Raw genomic sequence first — 25,476 nt, forward strand, 5'->3', positions numbered from 1 at the left:
TGTTGAGACTGTGCTTTCCCGGGGGATAACCCCCGGACCCCCAGCCGAACCTGCAGCTGACCTTCATCGACCGGCCTCCTGGGTCGTGTTGAGGATGTTGACGCCCTTGAAGAGGGCCGACGGGCAGCCGTGCGAGACGGCCGCGACCTGCCCCGGCTGGGCCTTGCCACAGTTGAAGGCGCCGCCGAGCACATACGTCTGCGGCCCGCCGACCGCCGACATCGAACCCCAGAAGTCGGTGGTGGTCGCCTGGTAGGCGACATCGCGCAGCTGCCCGGCGAGCCGCCCGTTCTCGATGCGGTAGAAGCGCTGACCGGTGAACTGGAAGTTGTAGCGCTGCATGTCGATCGACCAGGACCGGTCGCCCACGACGTAGACGCCGCGCTCGACGCCGCCGATGAGGTCCTCGGTGGACATCCCGGCCGGGTCCGGCCGCAACGACACGTTGGCCATGCGCTGCACCGGCACGTGCCCGGGGGAGTCCGCGTAGGCGCAGCCGTTGGACCGCTCGAAGCCGGTCAGTTTCGCGATGCGCCGGTCCAGCTGGTAGCCGACGAGCGTGCCGTCCTTGACCAGGTCCCAGGACTGGCCCGCGACGCCCTCGTCGTCGTACCCGATGGTGGCCAGGCCGTGCTCGGCGGTGCGGTCGCCGGTGACGTTCATCAGCTCCGAGCCGTAACGCAGCTTGCCCAGCTGGTCGAACGTGGCGAAGGAGGTGCCTGCGTAGGCCGCCTCGTAGCCGAGGGCCCGGTCGAGCTCGGTGGCGTGCCCGATGGACTCGTGGATGGTCAGCCAGAGGTTGGACGGGTCGACGACCAGGTCGTACAGGCCCGGCTCGACGCTCGGCGCGCGCATCTTCTCGGCGAGCAGCTCCGGGATGCGCTCCAGCTCGCCCTCCCAGTCCCAGCCGGTGCCCCGCAGGTACTCCCAGCCGCGCCCCACCGGCGGCGCGAGGGTGCGCATCGAGTCGAACTCGCCGCTCGACTCGTCGACCGACACCGCGTTGAAGACCGGGTGCAGCCGCACCCGTTGCTGCGTGGTCACCGTCCCGGCGGTGTCGGCGTAGAACTTGTTCTCGTGGACCGTGAGCAGCGAGGAATCGACATGGTCGACCCCGTCGGCCGCCAGCAGCCGTGCGCTCCACTCCGCGAGGAGCCCGGCCTTCTCCTCGTCGGGCACGGAGAAGGGGTCGATCTCGTACGACGAGATCCACGTCTTGTCCGCGTGCACCGGCTCGTCGGCCAGCTCCACCCGCTCATCCGAACCCGCCGCCTTGATCACCTGGGCGGACAGCCTGGCCATCGCCACCGCCTGCCCGGCGACCCTGGCGGCGGCGTCCATGGTGAGGTCCACGCCGGACGCGAACCCCCACGTACCGCCGTGCACCACCCGCACCGCGTACCCGAGGTCGGTGGTGTCCGACGACCCGGCGGGCTTGGCGTCCCGGAACCGCCAGGAGGCGCCCCGCACCCGTTCGAACCGGAAGTCCGCGTGCTCGGCGCCCAGCGCACGCGCGCGTGCGAGGGCCGCGTCGGCGAGGGCGCGTAGGGGGAGGGCCGTGAAGGTTTCGTCGATGGTATGAGGCACCGCCGTCTCTTTCTGTCGAGGTGACCGTGGTCGTCGTGCGTCTGGCTGCTCCGATCATGTCGTCCATCCCGCGCACGGGCCATGAGTTTGAGGGGCCGGACCCGCGGCTTACTGTAGGGACCCGACAGCGAGTCCCGTACGCCACTGTCGGTGCCCGATTGTCCGCGGGGCTGCCCGGACCGATAGGTTTTCGAGGAAGCCGCCTGTCATCACCGCCTGTCGTCCAGGCGCCGGGCGGGGTATCAGACCGCTATCGAAAGGGTGATCCGTTGAGCCGCTCGGTTCTCGTCACCGGAGGCAACCGGGGCATCGGCCTCGCCATCGCCCGTGCTTTCGCCGATGCCGGCGACAAGGTCGCCATCACATACCGTTCGGGTGAGCCGCCCACCGGCTTCCTGGCGCTCAAGTGCGACATCACCGATGCCGAGCAGGTGGAGCAGGCCTACAAGGAGATCGAGGAGGCCCACGGCCCCGTCGAGGTCCTCGTCGCCAACGCCGGCATCACCAAGGACCAGCTCCTGATGCGCATGTCCGAGGAGGACTTCACCTCGGTCATCGACACCAACCTCACCGGCACCTTCCGCGTCGTCAAGCGCGCCAACCGCGGCATGCTGCGCGCCAAGAAGGGCCGTGTGGTGCTCATCTCGTCGGTCGTCGGACTGTACGGCGGTCCCGGCCAGGCGAACTACGCCGCCTCCAAGGCCGCGCTGGTCGGCTTCGCGCGTTCCCTCGCCCGTGAGCTGGGCTCGCGCAACATCACCTTCAACGTCGTCGCACCCGGTTTCGTCGACACCGACATGACCAAGGCGCTCACCGACGAGCAGCGCGAGAACATCGTGAAGCAGGTTCCGCTCGGACGGTACGCCCAGCCGGAGGAGATCGCCGCGACGGTGCGGTTCCTCGCCTCGGACGACGCCTCGTACATCACTGGAGCCGTCATTCCCGTTGACGGCGGACTGGGAATGGGTCACTGATCACCATGAGCGGAATTCTCGAGGGCAAGCGCGTTCTGATCACCGGTGTGCTGACGGAGGCCTCCATCGCCTTCCACACCGCCAAGCTGGCCCAGGAGCAGGGCGCCGAGGTCATCCTCACGGCGTTCCCGCGGCCCACGCTGACCGAGCGCATCGCCAAGAAGCTGCCCAGGCCCGTCAAGGTCATCGAGCTCGACGTCACCAACGACGAGCACCTCGGCCGCCTGGCCGACATCGTCGGTGAGGAGCTCGGCGGCCTCGACGGGGTCGTCCACTCCATCGGCTTCGCCCCGCAGGACGCCCTCGGCGGCAACTTCCTGAACACGCCGTTCGAGTCGGTGGCCACCGCCATGCACGTCTCGGCGTACTCCCTGAAGTCGCTGACCATGGCCTGCCTGCCGCTGATGCAGAACGGCGGCTCGGTCGTCGGTCTGACGTTCGACGCGCAGTTCGCCTGGCCGCAGTACGACTGGATGGGCCCGGCCAAGGCAGCCCTCGAGGCCACCAGCCGCTACATGGCCCGTGACCTGGGCAAGCAGAACATCCGCTGCAACCTGGTCTCGGCCGGTCCGCTCGGTTCCATGGCCGCCAAGTCCATCCCGGGCTTCAGCGATCTGGCGTCGGTGTGGGACTCCCGCTCCCCGCTGGAGTGGGACCTGACGGACCCGGAGCCGGCCGGCCGCGGTGTCGTCGCGCTGCTGAGCGACTGGTTCCCGAAGACCACGGGCGAGATCATCCACGTGGACGGTGGTCTGCACGCCATCGGGGCCTGATCTCCCCTGCGTCCGGCGACGCCCCGTTTCCCGCAGCGCGCGGGGAGCGGGGCGTCACCCGTTCGGCTCAGCAGGCCGGGCGGCTCAGGCTCGTAACCGGGCACTCTGGAGTACGCGTTCACCACGCGATCCCCTCCCCAGCACGGCCGAGGAGGTCCCCTTGTGCGCTTGTCCCGCCGAATGGCCTCAGTGTCCGTCGCCGCCGCCCTCGTGCTGAGCGTGGCGTACGAGGCGGTGCCCCACGCGCGCGTGCCGGCCGACGAGCGCGAGTCCGCCGAGCCCTTCGGCGCGGCCTGCCGGATCCGGGTGACCGGCTCCAAGGTGACCGTGTACTGCCACAACCCGTACCCGGAGACCGACCGCGTGAGCCTGCACGTGGAGTGCGCCCGCTGGTGGGACATCGACACCGACAGCTCGCCGGTCGCGGCCGGGCCCGCGCAGACCGTGCTGCTGACCGGACGGTGCTGGAAAGAGGTCGGCGACGTGTGGATCAGTCACCGGAGGGAGAGCTGATCCCGCCCGCCCGGCACAGGAACGGATAGCGCGCGGCCTCCGCCGCGGCCGTGTCCGCCTCGCCCGCGCGAATCGCCTCCAGCAGCCGCCCGTGGTCCATGTGCGTCTCCGGGGTCAGCTTCTCGCCGACGTCCTCGCGCAGCCAGTCCCGCAGCACCTCGCCCAGATCCGCGTACATGGCGGTCATCACGTCGTTGTGGGAGGCGGACACCACGGCCAGGTGGAAGGTCGCGTCCGCCGTCACGAACGCCTCCTTGTCACCCGACTCCCAGGCCTGCTCGCGCCGCAGGAGCAGTGCGTCGAGCTGCTTGAGGTCCCTCTCCGTGCGCCGCTCGGCGGCGAGACGGGCGGCGGCCGACTCCAGCGTGGAGCGCAGCTCGGCGATGTGCCGGGGGTCGGCCTCGGCGAACCGCCGCTGCATCACGCCCGCCAGCTCGCTCGTCGCTACGACGTACGTGCCGGAACCCTGGCGGATGTCCAGCAGCCCGTTGTGCGCCAGGGCGCGAACGGCCTCACGGACCGTGTTGCGCGCGACGCCCAGCTGCTCGACCAGTTCGGGCTCGGTCGGGATCCGGGAGCCGACGGGCCACTCGCCCGAGGTGATCTGCGCCCGCAGCGCGGCGATGACCTGCTCGGACAGGGCCGAACGACGGGGATGACTCAGGGGCATGGCACACCTTCCCACGACGCGGGTGCCGACGGCAGCCGACCACTGGACAGTCAATCATCCTATGATTCTATGATGGGTCACATGGCTCGTGAGGAAACCCGGACGATGACGCCCCCGCCCCGACGCGGTTCGGCCGCGCGTGCCGCCGGGAAACCGGGCGGCGCGCCCGTGCGCGGGTGGACGATGCGGCTGCTCGTCCTCGGCATCGTGCTGTCCGCGCTGAACCTCCGCCCCGCCATCACCAGCCTCGGCGCCCTCCTGGAGGAGGTCCGCGACGGACTCGGCATGAGCGGCACCGTGGCCGGGCTGCTCACCTCCGTGCCGCCGCTGTGCTTCGCCGTCTTCGGCGTCATGGCCCCGCGGCTGGCCCGTCGCTTCGGAGCGGGCGCCGTGGTGTGCGCCGGCACGGCCGCCATCGCCACCGGCCTGATCGTCCGCCCCTACGCCGGCGGCACGGCCGGCTTCCTGGCCGGCAGCGCCCTGGCCCTCATGGGCATCGCGGTCGGCAACGTCCTGATGCCGGTCATCGTCAAGCACTGGTTCCCCGACCGCGTGGGTTCCATGACCGGCCTGTACTCGATGGCCCTCGCCCTCGGCACCGCCCTCGCGGCCGCCGTGACGGTGCCCCTGACCGACGCCCTCGGCGGCAGCTGGCGGACGGGCCTGGCCCTGTGGGCAGGTCTCGCCGTGGCGGCTGTCCTGCCCTGGCTGCCCTTCGTCCGAGGGCGCGTGACGCCGCCCGGGGCGGGGAGGAAGGCCGCGGCCGCGGAGACCGGCGGCGACGGGCCCGAGCAGGGCCGGGGACCGCAGGCCCCCGCCTCGGCCGGGCACGCGCGCGTGCAGGCGCCGCCCCGGCTGCGGATGACCCGCAGCCGCACCGCCTGGGCCCTGGCTGTCTTCTTCGGGCTCCAGGCCACCGCCGCCTACATCACCATGGGCTGGATGGCGCAGATCTTCCGGGACGCCGGTGTGCCCGCCGGCACCGCCGGCCTGCTGCTGGCCGTCACCATGGTCATGGGCGTGCCCCTGGCCTTCGTCATACCCCGCCTGGCCACCCGGCTGCCCCACCAGGGCCCGATCGTGCTCGCCCTGGGCGTCTGCGGCCTCGCCGGGTACGCGGGGCTGTACCTGGCACCCGCCGCCGGAGCCTGGGCCTGGGCCCTGCTGCTCGGCGTCGCCAACTGCGCCTTCCCGCTCGCCTTGACCATGGTCGGCATGCGGGCCAGGACCGGCCCGGGCGTGGCCCAGCTGTCGGCGTTCGCGCAGAGCACCGGTTACCTGATCTCCATCCCCGGACCGCTGCTCGTGGGTGTCCTCTACCAGCACAGCGGCGGCTGGGGCCTGCCGATCGCGCTGATGAGCGTCCTGATGATCCCGCAGATGGCCGTCGGCTTCCTGGCCGGCCGCGACCGCACGGTGGAGGACGAGGCCGCCCGCTGAGCCCGCCCCGGACTTGGGGTCACCCCGGGGCGCCCGGCGAGCACCCCGGGTGGGAGACTGGCCCCATGCCAGTGCTCGACCCGAACCCCCAGCACGGTCAGAAGAAGATGCTCCTCGTCTTCGGAGCCTTCTTCGCGATCTTCATCGTCATCGCCGTCATCGCGATCATCGCCTCGCCATGACCAGCGCTCACACGGCCCCTGGTGGGGTTAGCCCCCCTGTCCCCTAGGGGGTGAGGGTCAGGGTCGAGTGGGTGGATCACCGGATGGGCCGGCAGTCACCGATTCCGTAGCTTCGAGGGTGTGGCCACGAGACGGTCACCGACCACTCGGAGAGCGGAGGCACCCATGCCGGCCCCTACGCACACCCGGCCCTGTCCGGCGACCCGGGCCGGTGCCGCCGGACGGCTGCCCTGGTGGGCCCTCGCCCTGCCCGTGCTCGCCTTCACCGCGCTGCTCGCCCTGATCCTGAACCCGTCCGACGCGCACGCGGCCACCGGCGAGCCCGCCATCGCCCACCTCCTCGAGCGTGTGCAGCATCTGACAACCCGCTGATCACAGCGGGAGCCCTTGGTCAACTCCCTGCGCCACATGGCGTGTTTCATGCGAAGCTGGATCTCATGAGCGTCGCAGAACCCCGCAGGATTGTCCTCTTCCGCCATGCGAAAGCCGACTGGCCGCAGGTGACCGATCACGAGCGTCCGCTCGCCGACCGGGGCCGTATGGACGCGGCGGAGGCCGGGCGCAGGCTGACCGACACCGGACTCGCCTTCGACCTGGCCCTGTGCTCCACCGCGGTCCGGACCCGGGAGACCTGGAAGCTCGCCGTCCAGGAGTTCCCGCAGCGGCCGAAAACCGTCTACGAGGAGCGGATCTACGATGCCTCGCCGGGCGAGCTGATCGCTCTGCTCAACGAGACCCCCGACGACGCGCAGACCATCCTCATGATCGGGCACAACCCGGGCATCCAGGGCCTCGCCGAAGTCCTGTCGGGCTCCGGCGAGGACGAGGCCCGGGAGCGGATGGCCCGCCGTGGGTTCCCCGCCGCCGCCTTCGCCGTGCTGTCGTTCACCGGCGCGTGGAAGAGTCTGGAGCCGGGCGTGGCCACGCTGCGGGACTACTGGGCGCCGGCCGAGTGACGGTCCCCGTGTGACAGGGGCCCGGCGCCGGTGTGTGCGGCGCCGGGCCCTTCCCGCACGATTCAGCCCAAGTCGAGGATGTCCGCCGCCTCGACCTCTTCGCGTGTGATGCCCAGCAGGTACAGGACCGTGTCCAGGAAGGGGAAGTTCACCGCGGCGTGCGCGGCCTCGCGCACCACCGGCTTGGCGTTGAAGGCGACCCCGAGACCGGCCGCGTTCAGCATGTCCAGGTCGTTCGCGCCGTCACCGATCGCCACCGTCTGCGACAGCGGCACACCCGCCTCCGCGGCGAACCGGCGCAGCAGCCGGGCCTTGCCCGCCCGGTCGACGATCTCGCCGGTGACCCGGCCCGTCAGCCGGCCGTCGACGATCTCCAGGGTGTTGGCGTGGGCGAAGTCCAGCCCGAGCCGCTCCTTCAGATCGTCGGTGACCTGGGTGAAGCCGCCCGAGACGACACCGACCTGGTAGCCGAGGCGCTTCAGCGTACGGATCAGGGTGCGGGCGCCGGGCGTCAGCCGCACCTCACTGCGCACCTTGTCCACGACCGAGGCGTCCAGCCCCTCCAGCAGCGCCACGCGCGCGTGCAGGGACTGCTCGAAGTCCAGCTCCCCGCGCATCGCGGCCGCCGTCACCTCGGCGACCTTGTCCTCGCAGCCGGCGTGCGCGGCGAACAGCTCGATGACCTCGTCCTGGATCAGCGTCGAGTCGACATCCATCACGACCAGGCGCTGCGCGCGCCGGTACAGGCCTGCGGCGACGACCGCCACATCGATGCCGAGCCTGGCCGCGTCGGTCACCAGGGCGGTGCGCAGCGGCTCGGTCTCCACGCCGGAGACGGCGAACTCGACGGCGGTCACCGGGTACTTGGCAAGCCGGAAGATACGGTCGATGTTGCCGCCGGTCTGCGTGATCCGTGCGGCGATCGCGGCCGTCGCCTCGGCGGTGAGCGGGTGCCCGAGTACGGTGACCAGGGAGCGGCCCAGCCCGCGCGGGCGGTTGTCGCCGAGACCGGAGATGATCTCCGCCTGCATCTTCATCGACTCGGCCCAGCTGTGGACGGTCGCCCGCAGGTCCCCTTCGAGCCCGGGGGGCGGCTCGGTCACGAGCGCGCACAGCACCATCCGGCCACGGGTGACGACCTGCTCGATGTCGACGACGTCGACGGAGTAGGCGGCGAGGGTGTCGAAGAGGCCGGCGGTGATGCCCGGCCTGTCCTTGCCGAAGATCTTCACAAGGAGAGTGGGGACGTCGGCAGGGATGTCGGAGGACGAGGTCTGCGAAGCGCTCATGGTGGTTCCACCGTATCCGGCGGGCGGGGCGCACCGCCCTGGAGGTCCGTCTGACGGACAGCGAACACCGCATGTCGCCTGGGTGGCGTGAACCTTACGTACCGGTAGGGTGCCCTGTTCCCCTCGCCGGTCACCTCCCACCCCGCGGCTTCCGCGGCGGAGGTGGCGGCGGAGGCGGCGGCCCGTCGTCGGGCCGCGCGGGCGGCCCGTTCCGGCCCCTCGGCCCCGGCGCCTGCCGGGGACCACGCGGCGGCGGTCCGACGGGCCGCACGACGGTGGGAGCGCCGTAGACGTCGCCGGGGGCGGGGGGCCCCTCGTCCGCCGGCGTGCCGTGCTCGGGTCCGGACCCGGCATCGAAGGGCCGCTCGGCCCCGGGCGGCCGAGCGTCCTCCGGTTCCCGCAGCTCGTCCGGCACCCGGAGGTAGGGATTGGTGCCCGGATCGGGCGGCCGGTACGGCGTACCGGGTGTGTACGGCCCGGCCTCCTCGCCCTCCGAAGCCCACCCGCCTCGCTCCCCGGGCCACCCGGTGCCGGGGTCGTTCCCGGGTCGCCGCGCCACGTCGCCGGGCCGCGGCACGCCATGCCCTGCCGGCCTGGGGTCGCCCGGCGCGTCGGCCTGCCCGGTGCCGGGGTTGTTCCCTGTCCGCCGTGTCGTGTCGCGGGGCGGTGGCCAGGCCTGCCCGCCGCCCGTGTCGTACCCCGCCGTCCCGGAGCCGTTCCAGGTCTCCGCCTTCCCGGCCCCGCACCCGGCCCACCCGGCACTCGCCAAACCCTCCGGCCAGGCCGCCCCGGCGAACCCTTCCCCCCGAGCCGCAGCCGTGGCGCGTCGTCCCGCTGCCCCGCATGCCCAGGCGAGCGATGCCCCGACGGCCCCGGCGCCCGTGCCCCACACCGCGCCCAGGAGCAGGGCCGAGCCGAGGTGGCCGTGCAGTTCGATGCCCGCGCCGAACGCGTCGAAGCCGAGCACGGACAGGGAGGCGGTCACGGACACGTCCGTCAGCCAGGCCGGCAACGGCAGGGCGAGCGCGGTCGCGCCCCCCAGCCGCAGCGCGCACCGGCCCGCGAAACGAAGCAGCCCGCCGGGCCCTTCCCCGACCGGCGTCCGCACCCCGGTCAGCACCCCCGCCAGCAGCATCGTCAACGCCGCCGCCACCCCCAGCAGCCACACCCGCCCGTCCAGCTCGGCCAGCCGCCCCAGCGTCACCGGCTGGCCGGCCCCGGCGCCGAGGAGGTCGTCGAGCGGGTCCGGCAGGAAGCGGGTCAGTTCGCCCGTCGCGCGTCCGTCCCATGGCACGAACAGGCCGATCGGGATGCCCAGCCACACCCCGTTCGGCGCCCCGAGCAGCGCCGCGCCGGCGATGCGCGCCGGATGGTCGTCGCCGATCGCCGCGTACACCGCCGCCGCGAGCCCCGCGACCACCGCCACCAGCAGAACGGTCACCACCGCGGACACGGCCGGCCGGACGACCCGGTGCACGGCCTCCCAGCCCGGCGGCAGCGGCGTACGGCGCGAGGCCAGCAGGGCGATGACCAGAATCCCGGCCGACCAGCCGAGCCCGCCGAGCAGCGTCGGTGCCGTGTCGACCGTGAAGCCGACCGCGGCCTGCGCGTCGACCAGGTCGCCGAGCCGGTCCGGCAGCAGCCCCCCGATGTCCCCCGGGCCCGGGATCCCGACGCCCCCGCTCCCACCGGTCACATCGTCCAGGCCGAGCGACCCCCCGTCGATCGTGATGACGTCATGACCCGCCCACGCGAGCCCTCCCAGCATCGCCACGAACAGCGCCACCACCGTCCCCGCCCGCGCCAGCAGTTCGGCGGGTGAGATCACAACTCCCGCCGCCCGCAAGGACCGCAGGAAGAACCACGACAGCAGCACCGCCCCGACCAGGCTCACCCCCAGTGGCGTGATCTCGATGGCCGTGTCCGCCTCCGCGCCCGTGAGGCCGAACGCCGACACATCACCGGACGGCGTGACCGACCCACCCGCCCCGAGAGCCACCACCGCCGCGGTCATCGGCCCCAACGACCCCGTCGTGTCCGCCTCCAGCAGCCGCAGCCCCAGCGCCGCCGTGCCGGCCATCCCGATCAACGCCCAGCTCACACCGGCGACGGCGGACAGCAGTACGTCCCCCCACGGCACGCGCGCTTGGCCGCTCGTGCGCCCGGTACCTGTCGCAGCACTCATGGCAGACCCCCCGATCCGCTGCGCGGCGGGAACAGCACCCATGCCCCCTCGCGTCGAAATACCACTCTCCGGTCCGGTTTCAACCCCGTCAACGGAATCGGCCGATGCATCCGGGCGCGGTCTTCACAAGGCCCGGCTTTCGGTCAGAGGCCAGCTCCTGAAATAGTTCCCCCCGATGTTCGACATCCCTAGACTCCCCATGCCGGGGGTAAATCGGGGGACAACTCAGTGGGGCATGGAGTGCCGGAACTCGTACTGGAATCAAACGGACGTACCTGGACGCTCGATCCGTCCAGGGCATACACCCTCGGACGTGATCCGCAGGGGGACGTCGTCTTCGACGACGCCAGGGTCTCCTGGCGTCACGCCACGGTCAGCTTCAACGGCCGCAGTTGGGTCATCGAGGACCACGGCAGCACCAACGGCACGTTCGTGCAGGGACAGCGCATCCATCAGATGGAGCTCGGCCCCGGCTCGGCCGTCAACCTGGGCAACGCGACCGACGGCCCGCGCCTGAGCCTGTCCGGCGCCGCGGCCTCCGTCGCCACGCCGCAGGCGGAGCCCCGGCAGCAGCCGTACGCCGCGCAGGGCGCGAATCCCGGCTGGGGCCAGCAGGCCCCGGCCCATCCGCCGCACCAGCAGCCGCCGCAGGCCTCCCAGGCCGGCTGGCAGCAGCCGCAGGCCGCGGCGCACATCCCGCAGCAGCAGGGTCCCGGCGGTGTCGCGGGGGCGCCGCCGGTCCACGGCGACCGCAGCCCGACCACGTTCCACCAGTTCTCCCTCGGCCGTGTGATCCGCATCGGCCGTGCCCTGGATAACGAGCTGGTCGTCTCCGACCTGCAAGTCTCCCGGCACCACGCCGAGTTCCACGCGACGCCCGACGGGCGTATGGAGATCCGCGACCTCGGCTCCCACAACGGCACCTACGTCAACGGCCAGCCGATCGCCAAGGGCGGCTCGCAGCTGCTCGGCCCGGCCGACGTCGTCGGCGTGGGCCACTCGACGTTCCGTATCGTCGGCGACCGGCTCGAGGAGTTCGTCGACACCGGTGAGGTGTCCTTCTCCGCCCGCCACCTGACCGTCACGGTCGACGGAGGCAAGCAGATCCTCAAGGACGTCTCCTTCGGCGTCCCGGAGAAGTCGCTGATCGCGGTCATCGGCCCGTCCGGCTCCGGCAAGTCGACGCTGCTCAAGGCGCTCACCGGCTACCGCCCCGCCAACCAGGGCGAGGTGCTGTACGACAACCGGAACCTCTACAAGCAGTTCGCCGAACTGCGCCAGCGCATCGGTCTGGTCCCGCAGGACGACATCCTGCACAAGGAGCTGACCGTCAAGAAGGCCCTCAAGTACGCGGCCAAGCTGCGCTTCCCGGCCGACACCACGGCCGCCGAGCGCGAGGCCCGCATCGACGAGGTGCTGCGCGAGCTCAAGCTCGACATCCACAAGGACAAGAAGGTCACGTCCCTCTCCGGCGGCCAGCGCAAGCGCGTCTCGGTCGCCCTGGAGCTGCTGACCAAGCCGTCGCTGATCTTCCTTGACGAGCCGACCTCCGGCCTCGACCCGGGTATGGACCGCGACGTCATGCAGCTGCTGCGCGGCCTGGCCGACGACGGCCGTACGGTCCTCGTCGTCACCCACTCGGTGGCCGAGCTGGCGATCTGCGACAAGCTGCTGGTGATGGCGCCCGGCGGCTCGGTCGCCTACTTCGGGCCGCCCGAGGAGGCGCTGAACTTCTTCGGCTACGACACCTGGGCCGATGTCTTCTCCGCCTTCGAGAACTACCGCGACTACGACTGGGCGGGCCGCTGGAAGGGCTCGCAGCACTACCAGATGTACGCCGCGGACATCGACGCCGTTGCGCCGCAGGCCGTACAGGTTCCGCAGATGCAGGCGATGAAGCCGCCGAAGCCGCAGGGCTGGATGTCCCAGTTCATCACGCTTGTCCGGCGCTATGTCTCCGTGATCGTGTCCGACAAGGGCTTCCTCGCCCTGATGGTGATCCTTCCGGCCGTGCTCGGTGCGGTCAGCCTGCTCATCGACGCGGACAAGGGGCTGCTGCCCAACCCCGTCAACCCGCAGACCGGCCGGATCATCCCGAACGGCACCGCGACGACGGTCCTGCTGATCCTCGCGGTCGGCGCCTGCTTCGCCGGTGCGGCGAACTCGGTCCGAGAGCTGATCAAGGAACGTGTCATCTACGAGCGGGAGCGTGCCACCGGCCTGTCCCGCTCGGCGTACCTGATGTCGAAGGTGTTCGTGCTCGGCATGATCACCGTGCTCCAGGGCCTGCTGGTCGGCGTCATCGGCTTCTCCAGCCGCGAGATCCCCGAGGAGGGCCTGGTCTTCGGCAGCGCCACGCTGCTGGAGCTGTCCGTGCCGATCATGGCGCTGGGCTTCACCTCGATGATGTTCGGCCTGATCATCTCCTCGCTGGTGAAGACCGCCGAGAAGACCATGCCGCTGCTGGTGATGTTCGCCATCATCCAGGTCGTCTTCACCGGCTGCCTGTTCGCGCTGCACGGGTCGATCGGCGTCAACCAGTTCTCGTTCCTGATGCCGTCGCGCTGGGCGGTCGCGGCCTCCGGTGCCACGCTGGACTTCAACAAGATCAGCCCGCCCGAGACGGCCGGCGACACCGACCCGCTGTGGGAGCACACGGCCGGGGCCTGGGCCATGGACATGGGCGCGCTCCTCGTCCTCGGCGTGATCTGTGGCTTCTTCGTGGCCCGCTTCCTGCGCCGTCACGAGCCCGAGGTCATGCGCAAGTAGTCACGGCCGCACCACGCCGAAGGGCGGCACCCGTCAGGAGGGTGCCGCCCTTCGGCGTCCGTACAGCGAGCAGAGGTCCGCGCCGGCCTCAGTACGCGCTGTCGACGTTGTCCATGGAGCCGTACTTGTCGGCCGCGTAGTTGCAGGCGGCGGTGATGTTGGCTACCGGGTCGTAGATGTCCCAGGAGGTGCCGGGGACGTGCCAGTGCTTGAAGGTCGGCGGGATGACCTGGAGCAGACCCTTCGACGGGATGCCGTTGATGGCGTTGATGTCCCAGTTGTTGATCGCCTTCGGGTTGCCCGAGGACTCCCGGATGATGTTGCGCTTGATGCCGTCGTAGGAGCCGGGAATCCCGTGCTTCTTCATGACGTCGAGGGACTCGCGGATCCAGCCGTCGAGGTTGTTCGGGTAGGTCTTGACGGCGGCCTTCTTGACCTGGGCTCGCTTGGCGTCGCGGCTCGCGGCCTCCTTGGCCTTGCGCGCGGCCTCGGCCTTCTTCTTCGCCGCCTCGGCGGCGGCCTTCTTCTTGGCGGCGGCCGCGGCGTCGGCCTTCTTCTTCGCCGCGATCTGCTCCGCCTTCAGGCTGGCGCCGGCCATCTGGTCCGTGACGCTCGCCTTGACGTCCTTGATCTGCTGGTTGCTGTACGCCACCGCAGCCGGCTGAGCGGCCTCGGTCGTGGTCTTGGTCGAGGCGCCGCTCGGCACCGCGGAGACTCCGATGGCGACGGCGCCGAGGGTGGCGACACCGGCCATGGCGATCTTGTGGTGACGGGTCAGGCTACGACTCTGAACACGGCTGAAGATGTTCTTGGGCATGCTGCTGTGGACCTCTTCGAATAGCGCGGGAGTCGCTCGGCGTCCGGCGTTGGACTCGGTGTGTTTCCGACACGAACGCCGCGGAGGTGAACCCACGGCGCTGAGCGACGTCGCCAATTCTTAGCGGCCGCAAAATGGCGTGGCAAAGGTGTGACGTACGAAGGGAGATAGTGGATCAGGGAGGGGTAAACCGGGGCAGATTGGACCATCTGGGCCGCTCAAAAGGTACGGCTTTGTCTCCTACGCACTTTCGTACGTGACGTGCGCCCTATGCGCGGGCTCACATCGGTGGGCATGCGTTCTCACGGCCCGTTGCACAAGCGATGCTCTGTGTGAGGGGCTGTTCACGGCAGTACGAGGTGCACGTCCCCGAACTCGTGCCAGAGGTACCGGCCCTGGAGCGCGGCCTGGTACCCCCGCTCGATCGCCACTCGCCCCGCGACGGCCTCCAGCATCAGCAGATGCGAGGCCTCCGGCTCGTGCAGCCCCGTCAGCAGCCCGTCCACCACCCGCACCCCGCGCCCCGGCGTGACGACGAGATCCGTCCACCCCGCACGGGCGCGTACGGCACCGTCGGCCCCCACCGCCGACTCCACCGCCCGCACCGCCGTCGTCCCGACCGCCACGACCCGCCCCCCACCGGCCCGCGCGGCGTTGAGCAGCCGCGCGGACGCCTCGGGCACCGCGAAACGCTCCGGGTACGGCGGCTCGTGCGCCTCCGCCGAGGCCACCCCCGTGTGCAGCGTGACCGGCGCGAACTGCACCCCCCGGCTCACCAGCTCCGCCACCATCCGTGCCGTGAAGGGCCGCGCCGCGCTCGGCATCTCCGCACTGCCCGTCCCGTCCGCCGACGGCAGCGCGAACACCGTCTGGTAGGCGGACAGCGGCTGGTCCCGCTCCGTATAGGCGTAGCGGATGGGCCGCCCGTACTCCCGCAGCAGCCCCGGCACCCCCGGTCCGGACACCCGCGCCCACCACAACCGCTCGCTCCGCCCGCTCAGCGGCTCCTCCAGTACCAGCCGTACACCCCCCGGCAGGCGCACCTCCCTCCCCGCGGGCCCACCCGCACGCGCGCGCGTGGTGCCCCGCCCGTCGGGCTCCCGCAGCTCCACCGCCCAGCGGCCGTCGTCCCCGCGCGTGGAGAAATGCACCACCACGCGCGCGTGCCCCGTCCATCCGTCCACGGCCGCCGCCAGCGTGGCCGAGGTGTTGACCACGAGCAGATCCCCGGCCCGCAGCAGCAGCGGCAGCTCTCTGAACGCGTGATGCGCCACCTCGGCCCCCCGCGACACCAGCATCCGTACGGAGTCCCGCTCCAGCCCCGGGCTCCGCTGCTCGACCGGCACCCGCGCCGACAGCTCCTCCGGTACCCGCACCGCCAGTGTCATCGGGTCCCGTCCAGCAACGCCGGAGCCCCGTACCGCCCGCTCACCGGACGCTCGTCCAGCAGTCGCAGGAACCCCGGCACCACGGTCGCCGGCTCGGGCCGCGGCTCCCGGTCGTCCGGTACGGCCGCCGCGTACAGGTCCGTGGCCATGTCCCCGGGATCCACCGCCCAGACCCGGACCCCGGGTTCCTCCACGGCGAGCACCGCCAGCAGATGCTCCAAAGCCGCCTTGGACGCCCCGTAACCGCCCCAGGTCTCGTACGCCTCGGCCGCCGCGTCCGAGCTGACCGCGACGACGGTGCCCGTCCGCGAGTCCCGCAGCAGCGGCAGCGCCTCCTGGACCAGACCCAGCCCCGCCACCAGGTTCACCTCCAGCGCCCTGCGCAACCCGTCCAGGGGCAGCTCCGCCAGCCGCACCAGCGGCTCGGCGCCCAGCGCGCTCGCGTTGTGCACCAGCAGGTCGACACCGCCCAGCCGCCGGGCCGCCGACACCACCTCCGCCCGGTGCGCCGCGTCCGTGACGTCCCCGGCCACGGCGGTCACGCGCGTGCCGTGCGCGCGGACCACCTCGGCCGTGTCCGCCAGCGCCTTCGCACCCCTGGCGTCGAGCACCAGGTCCCAGCCCCGCCCTGCCAGGGCCTCGGCCAGGGCCCGGCCCAGCCCTTTCGAGGCCCCGGTGATGATCGCAACCGCCATCGTCGGCTCCCTCCACGTGATCGATGATCGAAGTGCCCTCACCGTAGGAACGGGGCCGCCCCGACCGCCTCGGACGCGGGCCGCACTCCGCCGGGTCCTTTGGCCCTACGCCACGGGCCCGGCGCCCTCGGACCTACGTCTCGGCCTCGGGCCTTATCGGCCTCACGGCCTAGGTCCACCGGCCCGTCGCCCGCGGCACTGGTCCGATCCGCCCTGTCACAGCCCGCCGGTACCGTGAGGACATGAGTCACGGTCCCCGGTCCGGCCTCGCCGCGGTGAGCTCCGCGTTGCTGGCCATGAGCAGGCATCTCGAGGTGCGCGACGTCCTCAAGACGATCGTCGCCTCGGCCCGCGAACTGCTCGACGCGCAGTACGCCGCACTCGGCGTCCCGGACGACCACGGCGGTTTCGCCCAGTTCGTCGTCGACGGCGTCAGCGAGGACCAGTGGAAGGCCATCGGCCCCCTCCCGCGCCAGCACGGCGTCCTCGCCGCGATGCTGCACGAGGCCAGGGCCGAGCGCCTCGCGGACGTCCGCAAGGACCCCCGCTTCGAGGGCTGGCCGAAGGCCCACCCCGACCTGATCGACTTCCTGGGCCTGCCCATCCGCGACGGCGACGAGGTCATCGGCGCCCTGTTCCTCGCGAACAAGAACTGGCCCAAGCCCGAGGGAAGTTGCGGCTTCACGGCGGACGACGAGGAACTGCTCGGCATCCTCGCCCAGCACGCCGCGATCGCCCTCACCAACGCCCGCCTCTACGAGCGCAGCCGCGAACTGACCATCGCCGAGGAGCGCTCCCGCCTCGCCCACGAACTGCACGACGCGGTCAGCCAGAAGCTGTTCTCCCTGCGCCTGACCGCCCAGGCCGCGGCCCGGCTGGTCGACCGGGACCCCTCCCGCGCCAAGGGCGAACTCCAGCAGGTGGCCGCACTCGCCGCCGAGGCCGCCGACGAACTGCGCGCCGCGGTCGTCGAGTTGCGTCCCGCCGCCCTCGACGAGGACGGCCTCGTGGCGACCCTCCGGACGCAGATCCAGGTCCTCGACCGCGCCCACAGCGCCCGCGTCACCTTCGTCGCCCGCGGGGTGAAGGCTCTGCCCGCCTCCCAGGAGGAGGCCGTTCTGCGCGTCGCCCAGGAGGCCCTGCACAACGCCCTGCGGCACTCCGGCGCCGATCACGTCGACGTGACCCTGGACCGCCGCGGCAGCGGAGCCGTCCTGCGGGTCGCGGACGACGGCGGCGGCTTCGACCCCAGCGTGGTCCGCCGCGCCGGGCGCCATCTGGGCCTGGTCTCGATGCGGGACCGGGCGAGCGGCGCCGGCGGCACGCTGACCGTGGAGTCGGCGCCCGGCAAGGGCACCGTGATCGAGATGGAGGTCCCCGGTGGCTGACGCAATCAGGGTGCTGCTCGTCGACGACCACCAGGTGGTCCGCCGTGGCCTGCGCACCTTCCTCGAAGTGCAGGACGACATCGAGGTCGTCGGCGAGGCGGCGGACGGCGCCGAAGGAGTGGAGCGCGCCGAGGAGTTGCGGCCCGACGTCATCCTCATGGACGTCAAGATGCCGGGCATGGACGGCGTCGACGCCCTGCGCAGACTCCGCGAGCTGGACAACCCCGCACGCGTGCTGGTCGTCACCAGCTTCACCGAGCAGCGCACGGTGGTCCCGGCCCTGCGTGCCGGTGCCGCCGGGTACGTCTACAAGGACGTCGACCCCGACGCCCTCGCCGGAGCCATCCGCTCGGTCCACGCCGGGCACATCCTCCTCCAGCCGGAGGTCGCCGGCGCCCTGCTGGCGCAGGAGGAGAACAACCCCGGCACGGGCAGGGCCGGTTCGCTCACCGAGCGGGAGCGCGAGGTCCTCGGTCTCATAGCGGACGGCCGCTCCAACCGCGAGATCGCCCGCGCGCTCGTCCTGTCCGAGAAAACCGTCAAGACCCATGTCTCGAACATCCTGATGAAGCTCGACCTGGCCGACCGGACGCAGGCCGCGCTGTGGGCCGTTCGCCATGGTGTGACCGGCTGATCCGCTCATCGCACGACAACGCGGAAGGTTGCGTTCCAAACCGAGATTCATACTGTCGTGGGAACGTCCCCCGGACGGCGTAACCGTGGTGGATCTCCGCCGTTCTCCAGTGCGTGCTGCGGCGCCTGCCGCGGCAAACGCAAGGAGGGCTCAGAAGTGAAGAACCTGAAGAAGGCAGCGGCCGTGACGATGGTGACGGGTGGCCTGCTGGCCGCCGGCGCGGGCATGGCCTCCGCCACCAGCGCGCACGCCGACGGCCAGGCCGTGGGCTCCCCGGGCGTCGGCTCGGGCAACGTCGTCCAGGCTCCGGTGCACGTCCCGGTCAACGTGTCCGGCAACAGCGTGAACGTCGTGGGCATCCTGAACCCGGCCTTCGGCAACCTCGCCGTCAACCACTGACGCTCCACCTCCGTCTCCGAGCCGGGGGTGACGTCGGCCTCCCGGTCCTGCCCGGGAGGCCGGACCGTCATGCAAGACCTCGTCCGGCCTCTCACGGCGCAGGGGACCGCAGAACCCCCGGTCAGCGAACCCCGCGCTCCCGCTCCTCCACAATGGAGTTGTACGCCGCGACCTGCGCCCGCCGGGCCGTCCGCTCCACCGGCCGCAACGCCTCTTGCCGCGCGAAGATCTCGGACGAACTCACCGCGCCCCCGTGCCCGCTCTTCGTGGCCACGGTGATCAGCGTCTCCACCCGCTGCGCCAGCTCCAGCACCCTCACCGCCCGCGGGGGATACCCCGGCGCCAAGACCTCCCGCCGCCGCTCGGCCCGCGCCCGGTACGCGTCGACCGCTGCCTCCGCCACCGGCCCCGACCCGGCCACATCCAGCCGCGTCAGCACCTCCGTGGCATCCCGCAGGGCCTCCGCCAGCTCCCGCTCCGCCTCACCCAGCGAAGGCACATCCGCGGGCGGCGCCTCCCGCACGGGCAGCACATGCCACACCACCTCGACGTGCACATCACCCTCGGGCCCGGCCTCGTACACCTCCGGCACCAGTCCGAAGGCGGCCCCGTGACAGACCACCGCCTGCTCGGCCTCCAGCGCCCGCGCGTTGAACTCCGGTGGCCCGCTCAGCCCCAGAGGATGCCCCGGCGCCGGCAGGGCGACCCGCAGTCCGCTCACTCCGAGTGCCCGCAGTCGCCCCAGCGCCAGGGTGAGCCCGACCTGGCCCGACTCACCCGGCAGCGCCTCCACCCGGTGTACCGCGTCCTCGCCGACGACGGCGAGCACAGCGTCGTCCGGAGAGACATGTCCGGCCAAAAGGGAATTTCCCCAAGCTGCGAGACGTCCAGCACGTGGTTCCGAGAGCATGCCTCCACCCTAGGACCCTCAAAGGACCGGACCGAGCGAATGTCCGGGCCGGCCGGTGGCGTAGATTTCATGGAGGGCTGCGCCCACCGGCGCGGCGGACCGAGCCACAGGCTTACGCGACAGCCGAGACCGGCCACACTGCAAGGGGAGACAACGCGCTCATGAGCGATGTTCTGGAGCTTCAGGACGTATCCGTGGTCCGCGAGGGCCGGGCTCTGGTGGACCAGGTCTCCTGGTCGGTCAAGGAGGGCGAGCGCTGGGTCATCCTCGGCCCGAACGGCGCCGGCAAGACCACCCTCCTCAACCTCGCTTCCACCTACCTCTTCCCCAGCTCGGGCACCGCCGCCATCCTCGGCGAGACCCTCGGCCGCCCCGGCACCGACGTCTTCGAGCTGCGGCCCCGCATCGGCATGGCCGGCATCGCCATGGCCGACAAGCTCCCCAAGCGCCAGACGGTTCTGGAGACGGTGCTGACCGCCGCGTACGGCATGACCGCCACCTGGCACGAGGACTACGAGGACATCGACGAGCAGCGCGCCCGCGCCTTCCTGGACCGCCTCGGCATGAGCGAGTACCTGGACCGCAGGTTCGGCACGCTCTCCGAGGGCGAGCGCAAGCGCACCCTGATCGCCCGCGCCCTGATGACCGACCCCGAGCTGCTCCTGCTCGACGAGCCCGCCGCCGGCCTCGACCTCGGCGGCCGCGAGGACCTGGTCCGCCGACTCGGCCGCCTCGCACTCGACCCGATCGCCCCCTCGATGCTCATGGTCACCCACCACGTCGAGGAAATCCCCCCGGGCTTCACCCACGTCCTCATGATCCGCCAGGGCAAGGTCCTCGCCGCCGGCCCGTTGGAGCTCGAACTCACCTCCCGTAACCTTTCCCTCTGCTTCGGACTCCCGCTCGTCGTCGAACAGTCGGGCGAGCGCTGGACCGCGCAGGGCCTCCCGCTTTCCTGATCCGGCCCCGCGCCGCGCAAATCCCCGGCCCGCAACGGCATTTCGCACGCCGGGCGCCCTGTCGGTGACAGGGTGCGCGGACCTACCATGACCATGTGGAAATCGACGCATGGCTGTGGTGGCTGATCGGCGCGGCAGCGCTCGGCATCGCGCTCGTGGTCACCGCGATGCCCGAACTCGCGATGCTGGCGGTGGGCGCCGTCGCCGCGGCGGTGGTCACCGGCGTCTTCGGCGGCGGAGCCGTCGCCCAGGTCGTCGTCTTCGCCGTCATCTCGACCGCGGGCATCGCAGTCGTACGGCCCATCGCGAACCGGCATCGCGCCCAGCGACCCCAATTCGCCTCGGGTGTCGACGCGTTGAAGGGCAGACAAGCCGTCGTCCTGGAACGTGTCGACTCCTCCGGCGGCCGCATCAAGCTGGCCGGGGAGGTCTGGTCGGCCCGCGCCCTCGACACCGACCACGCGTACGAAGTGGGCCAGGAAGTGGATGTCGTGGACATCGAGGGAGCCACCGCGATCGTCATGTGACCTCGCACGACGTAACTGGAGTGAACTCCTCGCCAGCTACGCGACGGTCTGTCAGACTCGACCAGCAAGATCTTCGACAACCATAAGATCTGCCGAAGGCGCCGAAGCGGAGAAGGGACACGGGGAACGACGATGGAACCGGTCATCATCGTCCTGATCATTCTGGTGGTGTTGGTCTTCATCGCCCTGATCAAGACGATCCAAGTCATCCCACAGGCCAGTGCGGCCATCGTCGAGCGCTTCGGGCGCTACACACGGACACTCAACGCGGGCCTCAACATCGTCGTCCCGTTCATCGACACCATCCGCAACCGCATCGACCTGCGCGAACAGGTCGTGCCCTTCCCGCCCCAGCCGGTGATCACCCAGGACAACCTGGTCGTGAACATCGACACCGTCATCTACTACCAGGTGACCGACGCCCGGGCCGCGACGTACGAAGTCGCCAGCTACATCCAGGCGATCGAGCAGCTCACGGTCACCACGCTCCGCAACATCATCGGCGGCATGGACCTGGAGCGGACCCTGACCTCCCGCGAGGAGATCAACGCGGCCCTGCGCGGCGTCCTCGACGAGGCCACCGGCAAGTGGGGCATCCGCGTCAACCGCGTCGAACTCAAGGCGATCGAACCGCCCACCTCCATCCAGGACTCGATGGAGAAGCAGATGCGCGCCGATCGCGACAAGCGTGCCGCCATCCTCCAGGCCGAAGGTGTCCGGCAGTCCGAGATCCTGCGCGCCGAGGGTGAGAAGCAGTCCCAGATCCTGCGCGCCGAAGGTGAGGCCAAGGCCGCCGCCCTGCGCGCCGAGGGCGAGGCCCAGGCGGTCCGCACGGTCTTCGAGGCCATCCACGCCGGCGACCCGGACCAGAAGCTTCTCTCCTACCAGTACCTCCAGATGCTCCCCAAGATCGCCGAGGGCGACGCCAACAAGCTCTGGATCGTCCCCAGCGAGATCGGCGACGCCCTCAAGGGCCTCTCCGGCGCCATGGGCAACTTCGGTGGCCTCGGCGGCGGTTCCGGCGGCAACGGCGGCGCGTCCTCAGGCGGCGTCCCCGCCCAGGAACGCCGGGAGAAGCCGTCCATCGACTGACCCGGCAAGCACGCATGAAAGGGGCCCGCTTCCCCAGGGAAGCGGGCCCCTTTCATGCGACGACTCTAGGCCGCGGGCTGGGCCAGCCAGCCCGGCAGAGCGTCGAAGTCGTCCTGCCCCAGCGCCAGCAGCATCGCGTCCGCCGGAGTCGGCTCGAACGGCTGGCGCAGCAGCGGCATCCCCGCCTCCTGCGGAGTCCGGTTCGCCTTACGGTGATTGTCCTGCGCACACGAGGCCACCGTGTTCAGCCACGTGTCCTGACCACCCTGCGACCGCGGCACCACGTGGTCCACGGTCGTCGCCCGCCTCCCGCAGTACGCGCACCGGTGCCGGTCCCTGACCAGCACACCCCGCCGCGACCACGGCGCTTGTCTTCGGAACGGCACCCGTACGTACTGGCAGAGCCTGATCACACGGGGCGCCGGTATGTCGACCGCGGCTCCCCGCATCCGCAGTTCGGGGTGGGCCTGCTCGACGACGGCCTTGTCCTGAAGCACCAGAACGACGGCTCGGTTCAACGTCACCGTCGACAGCGGCTCGAAGCTCGCGTTCAGTACCAGCGTGTCCCGCATTCAGCCCACCTCCCGTGTGCACCGGCCCACCCCCTGGCGGGCTGGGATCAACTCTGGCCGGGCACGCCGAGATGGACAACGCAATATCTGCTGCTCCCACAGGGGGCGACCCCCGCGACCCCCGGCAACAAAAATGCCCGCTCCTGATCAATTCCAAGACCAGGAGCGGGCAAACGTTCCATGAACGCCGGGATCGTCCGACGGTCGGCTCAGCCCTCGGCGGGCACCTCGTACTCACCGATCAGCTGGGCCCGCCCGATCGTGTGGAACCGCAGGTTGAAGCCGACGACGGCGGGCGAGGCGTCCGCGTCCGGACCGAGCTTGGCCTGGTCCACGGCGTACACCGTGAACACGTACCGGTGCGGCCCGTCCCCGGGCGGCGGAGCGGCCCCGCCGAACTCCTTGCCGCCGTAGTCGTTACGAGCGTGGATCGCGCCTTCCGGCAGACCCTCGAACGTGCCGCTGCCCGCACCCACCGGCAGCTCGGTCACCGACGCCGGGATGTCGAACAGCACCCAGTGCCAGAACCCGCTGCCCGTCGGGGCATCGGGGTCGTAGCAGGTCACGGCGAAGCTCTTGGTCTCGGGCGGGAAGCCCTCCCACCGCAGCTGCGGCGAGGTGTTGCCGGCCGCGTAGACCTGAGCGTCCTTGAGCGCCGCGCCTTCCTCGACGTCCTCGCTCTTCACCGTGAACGACGCGACGGGCGGATGGAAGTCGTGGGGGAGCGGCCGCCGCTTGAGCTCGGTCACCTCGGTACCTCCTGATCGTTACTTGCAGTCGTCCCCGAGCCTAGGGCTTGTCCCTAGAACCAGTTGCGCTTGCTGCCGACCTCGGAGAGCCACTGGTTGAGGTACGCGGTCCAGTCGGTCCTCTGGTAGTCGTCGAGACCCACCTGGAAGGATCGGAAGGTGTCGCTGCCCTCGCTGAACAGTCCCGGCTTCTTGTCCATCTCCAGCACCACGTCCATGGCCCGCTGGTCGGCCACGAAGCTCAGCTCGACCTGGTTCAGCCCGCGGTACTGCTGCGGCGGGTAGAACTCGATCTCCTGGTAGAACGGCAGCTTCTGCCGCGTACCCCGGATGACACCGCGCTCCATGTCCGCGTTCTTGAACCGGAAGCCCAGCTGGAGGAAGGCGTCGAGGATCGCCTTCTGCGCCGGCAGCGGGTGCACGTTGACCGCGTCCAGGTCACTGGAGTCCACCGCCCGCGCGATCTCCAGCTCGGTCGACACCCCGATGTTCATGCCGCGCAGGGCCTGACCGTCGATCATCGTGATCGGCGTCTCCCACGGGATCTCGAGACCGAACTGCACCGCGTGCACCGCGTTCGCCTGGAGCTCGAACGCCCCGCCCAGCCGCGACTTCGTGAACTCGATGTCCTGCTTGTACTCCTGGTCGCCGCTCTCCACCTCGACCTTGGCCTGCAGCCCGACCGAGAGCCCCTCGATCTGCTGGTTGACGGAGCCGCCCTGGATCCGCACCTCACCCTGGACGACCCCGCCCGGGACGACGTTGACCTCGTGCAGCACCGTCTCGACCGAAGCCCCGCCGGCCCCCAGGCTCGCGAGCAGCCTCTTGAACGCCATGTCTCTCCCTCTCGCCCACTACGGGTGAATCCCTGATCCCTACAAACGCGATCCGGCCGTGGCCGGTTCCCTGCCCCACCCTGGCAGGCCGGTGACCCATGGCCACCCCGCCGCACCACACTCGTCTCCAGTACCCTCGGACGGCATGATCGCGACCCCCGACCGTACGCCCCTGCCCAGGGAGTTCTTCGACCGGCCCGTCCTCGATGTCGCCCCCGACCTGCTCGGCCGCATCCTGGTACGCAGCACCCCGGACGGTCCGATCGCCCTCCGCCTCACCGAGGTCGAGGCCTACGACGGTGCCGACGACCCCGGCTCCCACGCCTTCCGCGGCCGTACGGCTCGCAACGGCGTGATGTTCGGTCCGCCCGGCCATGTGTACGTCTACTTCACCTATGGCATGTGGTTCTGCATGAACCTGGTCTGCGGCCCCGAGGGGAGGGCGAGCGCGGTCCTGCTCCGCGCCGGCGAGATCGTCGAGGGCGCCGAGCTGGCCCGCACCCGTCGACTCTCGGCCCGCAACGACAAGGAACTGGCCAAAGGCCCGGCCCGGCTCGCCACCGCCCTGAACGTGGACCGCTCCCTGGACGGCACGGACGCGTGCGCCGCCGAAGACACCCCGCTGCGCCTGCTGACCGGCACCCCCGTGGCCGCCGACCAGGTACTCAACGGCCCCCGCACCGGTGTCGGCGGTGACGGGGCCGTGCACCCCTGGCGCTTCTGGGTGGCCAACGACCCGACGGTGAGCCCGTATCGAGCCCATGTGCCCAGGCGCCGCCGAAGTTGACGCGCCCGGCCAGGGTGCGTAATGTAGTCCGAGCCGTTGAGCCGGGTATGGCGATCGCCAGCAACCGGAAGCGGCCAAACCACTACCCAGCGACTCCCCTCAGCAGGGGCGAATTCAGCGTGCCCGCATGCCTGAATTCGGCGCCGACGGACTCGATTATGAGTCGGGCGGGGAATCGGCTAACGTAGTGAATGTCGAAAGGCCGACGAGCGAAAGCCCGGGCCGAACGGCAAATCCCGCCGACAGGGAATCGGATCGAAAAGGATCTGATAGAGTCGGAAACGCAAGACCGAAGGGAAGCCCGGAGGAAAGCCCGAGAGGGTGAGTACAAAGGAAGCGACCGTTCCTTGAGAACTCAACAGCGTGCCAAAAGTCAACGCCAGAT

The 25,476-nt window shown here is 70.9% G+C and carries 27 protein-coding genes; 15 read left to right on the forward strand and 12 right to left on the reverse strand.

Features of this window, described 5'->3' with window-relative positions; all coding sequences use genetic code 11:
• Window positions 1-63 precede the first annotated feature (63 nt).
• Window positions 64-1,587 (reverse strand): TldD/PmbA family protein, encoded by a 1,524-nt coding sequence (locus tag ACIQHQ_RS06435; protein ID WP_402610561.1) that lies wholly within the window; start codon window positions 1,585-1,587, stop codon window positions 64-66.
• A 269-nt stretch (window positions 1,588-1,856) separates the two neighbouring features.
• Between ACIQHQ_RS06435 and fabG the strand changes: the two genes are divergently transcribed.
• The 3 genes from fabG to ACIQHQ_RS06450 all read left to right on the forward strand — a co-directional run bounded on the left by fabG (window position 1,857) and on the right by ACIQHQ_RS06450 (window position 3,847).
• Entirely contained in the window at window positions 1,857-2,561 is a 705-nt protein-coding gene (gene fabG, locus ACIQHQ_RS06440) for a 3-oxoacyl-[acyl-carrier-protein] reductase (RefSeq protein ID WP_402610562.1), read from the forward strand.
• A gap of 5 nt (window positions 2,562-2,566) precedes the next feature.
• Window positions 2,567-3,334 carry an enoyl-ACP reductase FabI gene (gene fabI, locus ACIQHQ_RS06445; protein WP_402610563.1) on the forward strand — a complete coding sequence of 256 codons (768 nt, stop codon included), beginning with the start codon at window positions 2,567-2,569 and terminating at the stop codon, window positions 3,332-3,334.
• Between the two features lie 162 nt (window positions 3,335-3,496).
• Window positions 3,497-3,847, forward strand: a complete 351-nt coding sequence (locus tag ACIQHQ_RS06450; protein ID WP_402610564.1) for a hypothetical protein — start codon at window positions 3,497-3,499, stop codon at window positions 3,845-3,847.
• On the opposite strand, the gene ACIQHQ_RS06455 is transcribed toward ACIQHQ_RS06450, so the two are convergent.
• On the reverse strand, window positions 3,825-4,517 hold the full coding sequence (locus tag ACIQHQ_RS06455) for a FadR/GntR family transcriptional regulator (protein ID WP_402610565.1): 693 nt from the start codon (window positions 4,515-4,517) through the stop codon (window positions 3,825-3,827). The genes ACIQHQ_RS06450 and ACIQHQ_RS06455 overlap by 23 nt on opposite strands.
• A 69-nt stretch (window positions 4,518-4,586) precedes the next feature.
• On the opposite strand from ACIQHQ_RS06455, the gene ACIQHQ_RS06460 reads away from it, so the two are divergent.
• From ACIQHQ_RS06460 to ACIQHQ_RS06475, 4 genes are all read left to right on the forward strand, one after another.
• Window positions 4,587-5,957 carry a CynX/NimT family MFS transporter gene (locus tag ACIQHQ_RS06460; protein WP_402610566.1) on the forward strand — a complete coding sequence of 457 codons (1,371 nt, stop codon included), beginning with the start codon at window positions 4,587-4,589 and terminating at the stop codon, window positions 5,955-5,957.
• Window positions 5,958-6,022: 65 nt separating this feature from the next.
• Entirely contained in the window at window positions 6,023-6,139 is a 117-nt protein-coding gene (locus ACIQHQ_RS06465; RefSeq protein WP_282572612.1) for an SGM_5486 family transporter-associated protein, read from the forward strand.
• A 165-nt stretch (window positions 6,140-6,304) separates the two neighbouring features.
• Window positions 6,305-6,511 carry a hypothetical protein gene (locus tag ACIQHQ_RS06470; RefSeq protein WP_402610567.1) on the forward strand — a complete coding sequence of 69 codons (207 nt, stop codon included), beginning with the start codon at window positions 6,305-6,307 and terminating at the stop codon, window positions 6,509-6,511.
• A gap of 65 nt (window positions 6,512-6,576) precedes the next feature.
• On the forward strand, window positions 6,577-7,095 hold the full coding sequence (locus ACIQHQ_RS06475; RefSeq protein WP_402610568.1) for a SixA phosphatase family protein: 519 nt from the start codon (window positions 6,577-6,579) through the stop codon (window positions 7,093-7,095).
• A gap of 62 nt (window positions 7,096-7,157) precedes the next feature.
• Here the strand turns inward: ACIQHQ_RS06475 and serB are convergent, their stop codons facing one another.
• Both serB and ACIQHQ_RS06485 read right to left on the reverse strand, forming a co-directional pair.
• Window positions 7,158-8,384, reverse strand: coding sequence for a phosphoserine phosphatase SerB (serB, locus tag ACIQHQ_RS06480; protein WP_402610569.1), 1,227 nt, complete (start codon window positions 8,382-8,384; stop codon window positions 7,158-7,160).
• 130 nt (window positions 8,385-8,514) lie between these two features.
• The gene (locus ACIQHQ_RS06485) at window positions 8,515-10,569 is read right to left on the reverse strand and encodes a streptophobe family protein (protein WP_402610570.1); all 2,055 of its coding nucleotides are present in this window, start codon (window positions 10,567-10,569) and stop codon (window positions 8,515-8,517) included.
• 240 nt (window positions 10,570-10,809) lie between these two features.
• On the opposite strand from ACIQHQ_RS06485, the gene ACIQHQ_RS06490 reads away from it, so the two are divergent.
• A complete protein-coding gene (locus ACIQHQ_RS06490) occupies window positions 10,810-13,338 on the forward strand; it encodes an FHA domain-containing protein (protein ID WP_402610571.1) in 2,529 nt (842 codons plus the stop codon).
• Between the two features lie 88 nt (window positions 13,339-13,426).
• Here ACIQHQ_RS06490 and ACIQHQ_RS06495 read toward each other — a convergent pair whose 3' ends face one another.
• From ACIQHQ_RS06495 to ACIQHQ_RS06505, 3 genes are all read right to left on the reverse strand, one after another.
• The gene (locus ACIQHQ_RS06495) at window positions 13,427-14,155 is read right to left on the reverse strand and encodes a transglycosylase SLT domain-containing protein (RefSeq protein ID WP_402610572.1); all 729 of its coding nucleotides are present in this window, start codon (window positions 14,153-14,155) and stop codon (window positions 13,427-13,429) included.
• 344 nt (window positions 14,156-14,499) lie between these two features.
• Window positions 14,500-15,543, reverse strand: coding sequence for an S-adenosylmethionine:tRNA ribosyltransferase-isomerase (locus ACIQHQ_RS06500; RefSeq protein WP_402610573.1), 1,044 nt, complete (start codon window positions 15,541-15,543; stop codon window positions 14,500-14,502).
• The gene (locus ACIQHQ_RS06505; RefSeq protein ID WP_402610574.1) at window positions 15,540-16,238 is read right to left on the reverse strand and encodes an SDR family NAD(P)-dependent oxidoreductase; all 699 of its coding nucleotides are present in this window, start codon (window positions 16,236-16,238) and stop codon (window positions 15,540-15,542) included. Before ACIQHQ_RS06505 ends, ACIQHQ_RS06500 begins: the two co-directional genes overlap by 4 nt.
• 242 nt (window positions 16,239-16,480) lie before the next feature.
• On the opposite strand from ACIQHQ_RS06505, the gene ACIQHQ_RS06510 reads away from it, so the two are divergent.
• The 3 genes from ACIQHQ_RS06510 (at window position 16,481) to ACIQHQ_RS06520 (ending at window position 18,659) form a co-directional block, all read left to right on the forward strand.
• Window positions 16,481-17,626, forward strand: coding sequence for a GAF domain-containing sensor histidine kinase (locus ACIQHQ_RS06510; protein WP_402610575.1), 1,146 nt, complete (start codon window positions 16,481-16,483; stop codon window positions 17,624-17,626).
• The gene (locus tag ACIQHQ_RS06515) at window positions 17,619-18,260 is read left to right on the forward strand and encodes a response regulator (RefSeq protein WP_402610576.1); all 642 of its coding nucleotides are present in this window, start codon (window positions 17,619-17,621) and stop codon (window positions 18,258-18,260) included. The genes ACIQHQ_RS06510 and ACIQHQ_RS06515 overlap by 8 nt, the downstream gene beginning before the upstream one ends.
• 156 nt (window positions 18,261-18,416) lie before the next feature.
• The gene (locus ACIQHQ_RS06520; RefSeq protein WP_030852293.1) at window positions 18,417-18,659 is read left to right on the forward strand and encodes a chaplin; all 243 of its coding nucleotides are present in this window, start codon (window positions 18,417-18,419) and stop codon (window positions 18,657-18,659) included.
• Between the two features lie 121 nt (window positions 18,660-18,780).
• On the opposite strand, the gene ACIQHQ_RS06525 is transcribed toward ACIQHQ_RS06520, so the two are convergent.
• Window positions 18,781-19,569 carry a hypothetical protein gene (locus ACIQHQ_RS06525; protein ID WP_402610577.1) on the reverse strand — a complete coding sequence of 263 codons (789 nt, stop codon included), beginning with the start codon at window positions 19,567-19,569 and terminating at the stop codon, window positions 18,781-18,783.
• A 161-nt stretch (window positions 19,570-19,730) separates the two neighbouring features.
• Here ACIQHQ_RS06525 and ACIQHQ_RS06530 point away from each other — a divergent pair, with 161 nt between their 5' ends.
• From ACIQHQ_RS06530 to ACIQHQ_RS06540, 3 genes are all read left to right on the forward strand, one after another.
• A complete protein-coding gene (locus ACIQHQ_RS06530) occupies window positions 19,731-20,528 on the forward strand; it encodes an ABC transporter ATP-binding protein (protein WP_402610578.1) in 798 nt (265 codons plus the stop codon).
• A 95-nt stretch (window positions 20,529-20,623) separates the two neighbouring features.
• Window positions 20,624-21,055 (forward strand): NfeD family protein, encoded by a 432-nt coding sequence (locus ACIQHQ_RS06535; protein WP_402610579.1) that lies wholly within the window; start codon window positions 20,624-20,626, stop codon window positions 21,053-21,055.
• Window positions 21,056-21,187: 132 nt separating this feature from the next.
• Window positions 21,188-22,147, forward strand: a complete 960-nt coding sequence (locus ACIQHQ_RS06540) for an SPFH domain-containing protein (RefSeq protein WP_390990276.1) — start codon at window positions 21,188-21,190, stop codon at window positions 22,145-22,147.
• 65 nt (window positions 22,148-22,212) lie between these two features.
• Here the strand turns inward: ACIQHQ_RS06540 and ACIQHQ_RS06545 are convergent, their stop codons facing one another.
• The 3 genes from ACIQHQ_RS06545 to ACIQHQ_RS06555 all read right to left on the reverse strand — a co-directional run bounded on the left by ACIQHQ_RS06545 (window position 22,213) and on the right by ACIQHQ_RS06555 (window position 24,304).
• Window positions 22,213-22,719, reverse strand: coding sequence for an HNH endonuclease (locus ACIQHQ_RS06545; protein ID WP_402610580.1), 507 nt, complete (start codon window positions 22,717-22,719; stop codon window positions 22,213-22,215).
• Between the two features lie 209 nt (window positions 22,720-22,928).
• The gene (locus ACIQHQ_RS06550; RefSeq protein ID WP_402610581.1) at window positions 22,929-23,468 is read right to left on the reverse strand and encodes a YbhB/YbcL family Raf kinase inhibitor-like protein; all 540 of its coding nucleotides are present in this window, start codon (window positions 23,466-23,468) and stop codon (window positions 22,929-22,931) included.
• 53 nt (window positions 23,469-23,521) lie between these two features.
• On the reverse strand, window positions 23,522-24,304 hold the full coding sequence (locus ACIQHQ_RS06555; RefSeq protein WP_402610582.1) for a sporulation protein: 783 nt from the start codon (window positions 24,302-24,304) through the stop codon (window positions 23,522-23,524).
• A gap of 145 nt (window positions 24,305-24,449) precedes the next feature.
• On the opposite strand from ACIQHQ_RS06555, the gene ACIQHQ_RS06560 reads away from it, so the two are divergent.
• Window positions 24,450-25,091, forward strand: coding sequence for a DNA-3-methyladenine glycosylase (locus ACIQHQ_RS06560; RefSeq protein WP_402610583.1), 642 nt, complete (start codon window positions 24,450-24,452; stop codon window positions 25,089-25,091).
• Window positions 25,092-25,270: 179 nt separating this feature from the next.
• On the opposite strand, the gene ACIQHQ_RS06565 is transcribed toward ACIQHQ_RS06560, so the two are convergent.
• On the reverse strand, window positions 25,271-25,476 hold a 206-nt coding region (locus ACIQHQ_RS06565), incomplete at its 5' end, for a hypothetical protein (protein WP_402228009.1).

This window comes from Streptomyces sp. NPDC092370, assembly GCF_044755265.1.
Taxonomy (GTDB): Bacteria; Actinomycetota; Actinomycetes; order Streptomycetales; family Streptomycetaceae; genus Streptomyces.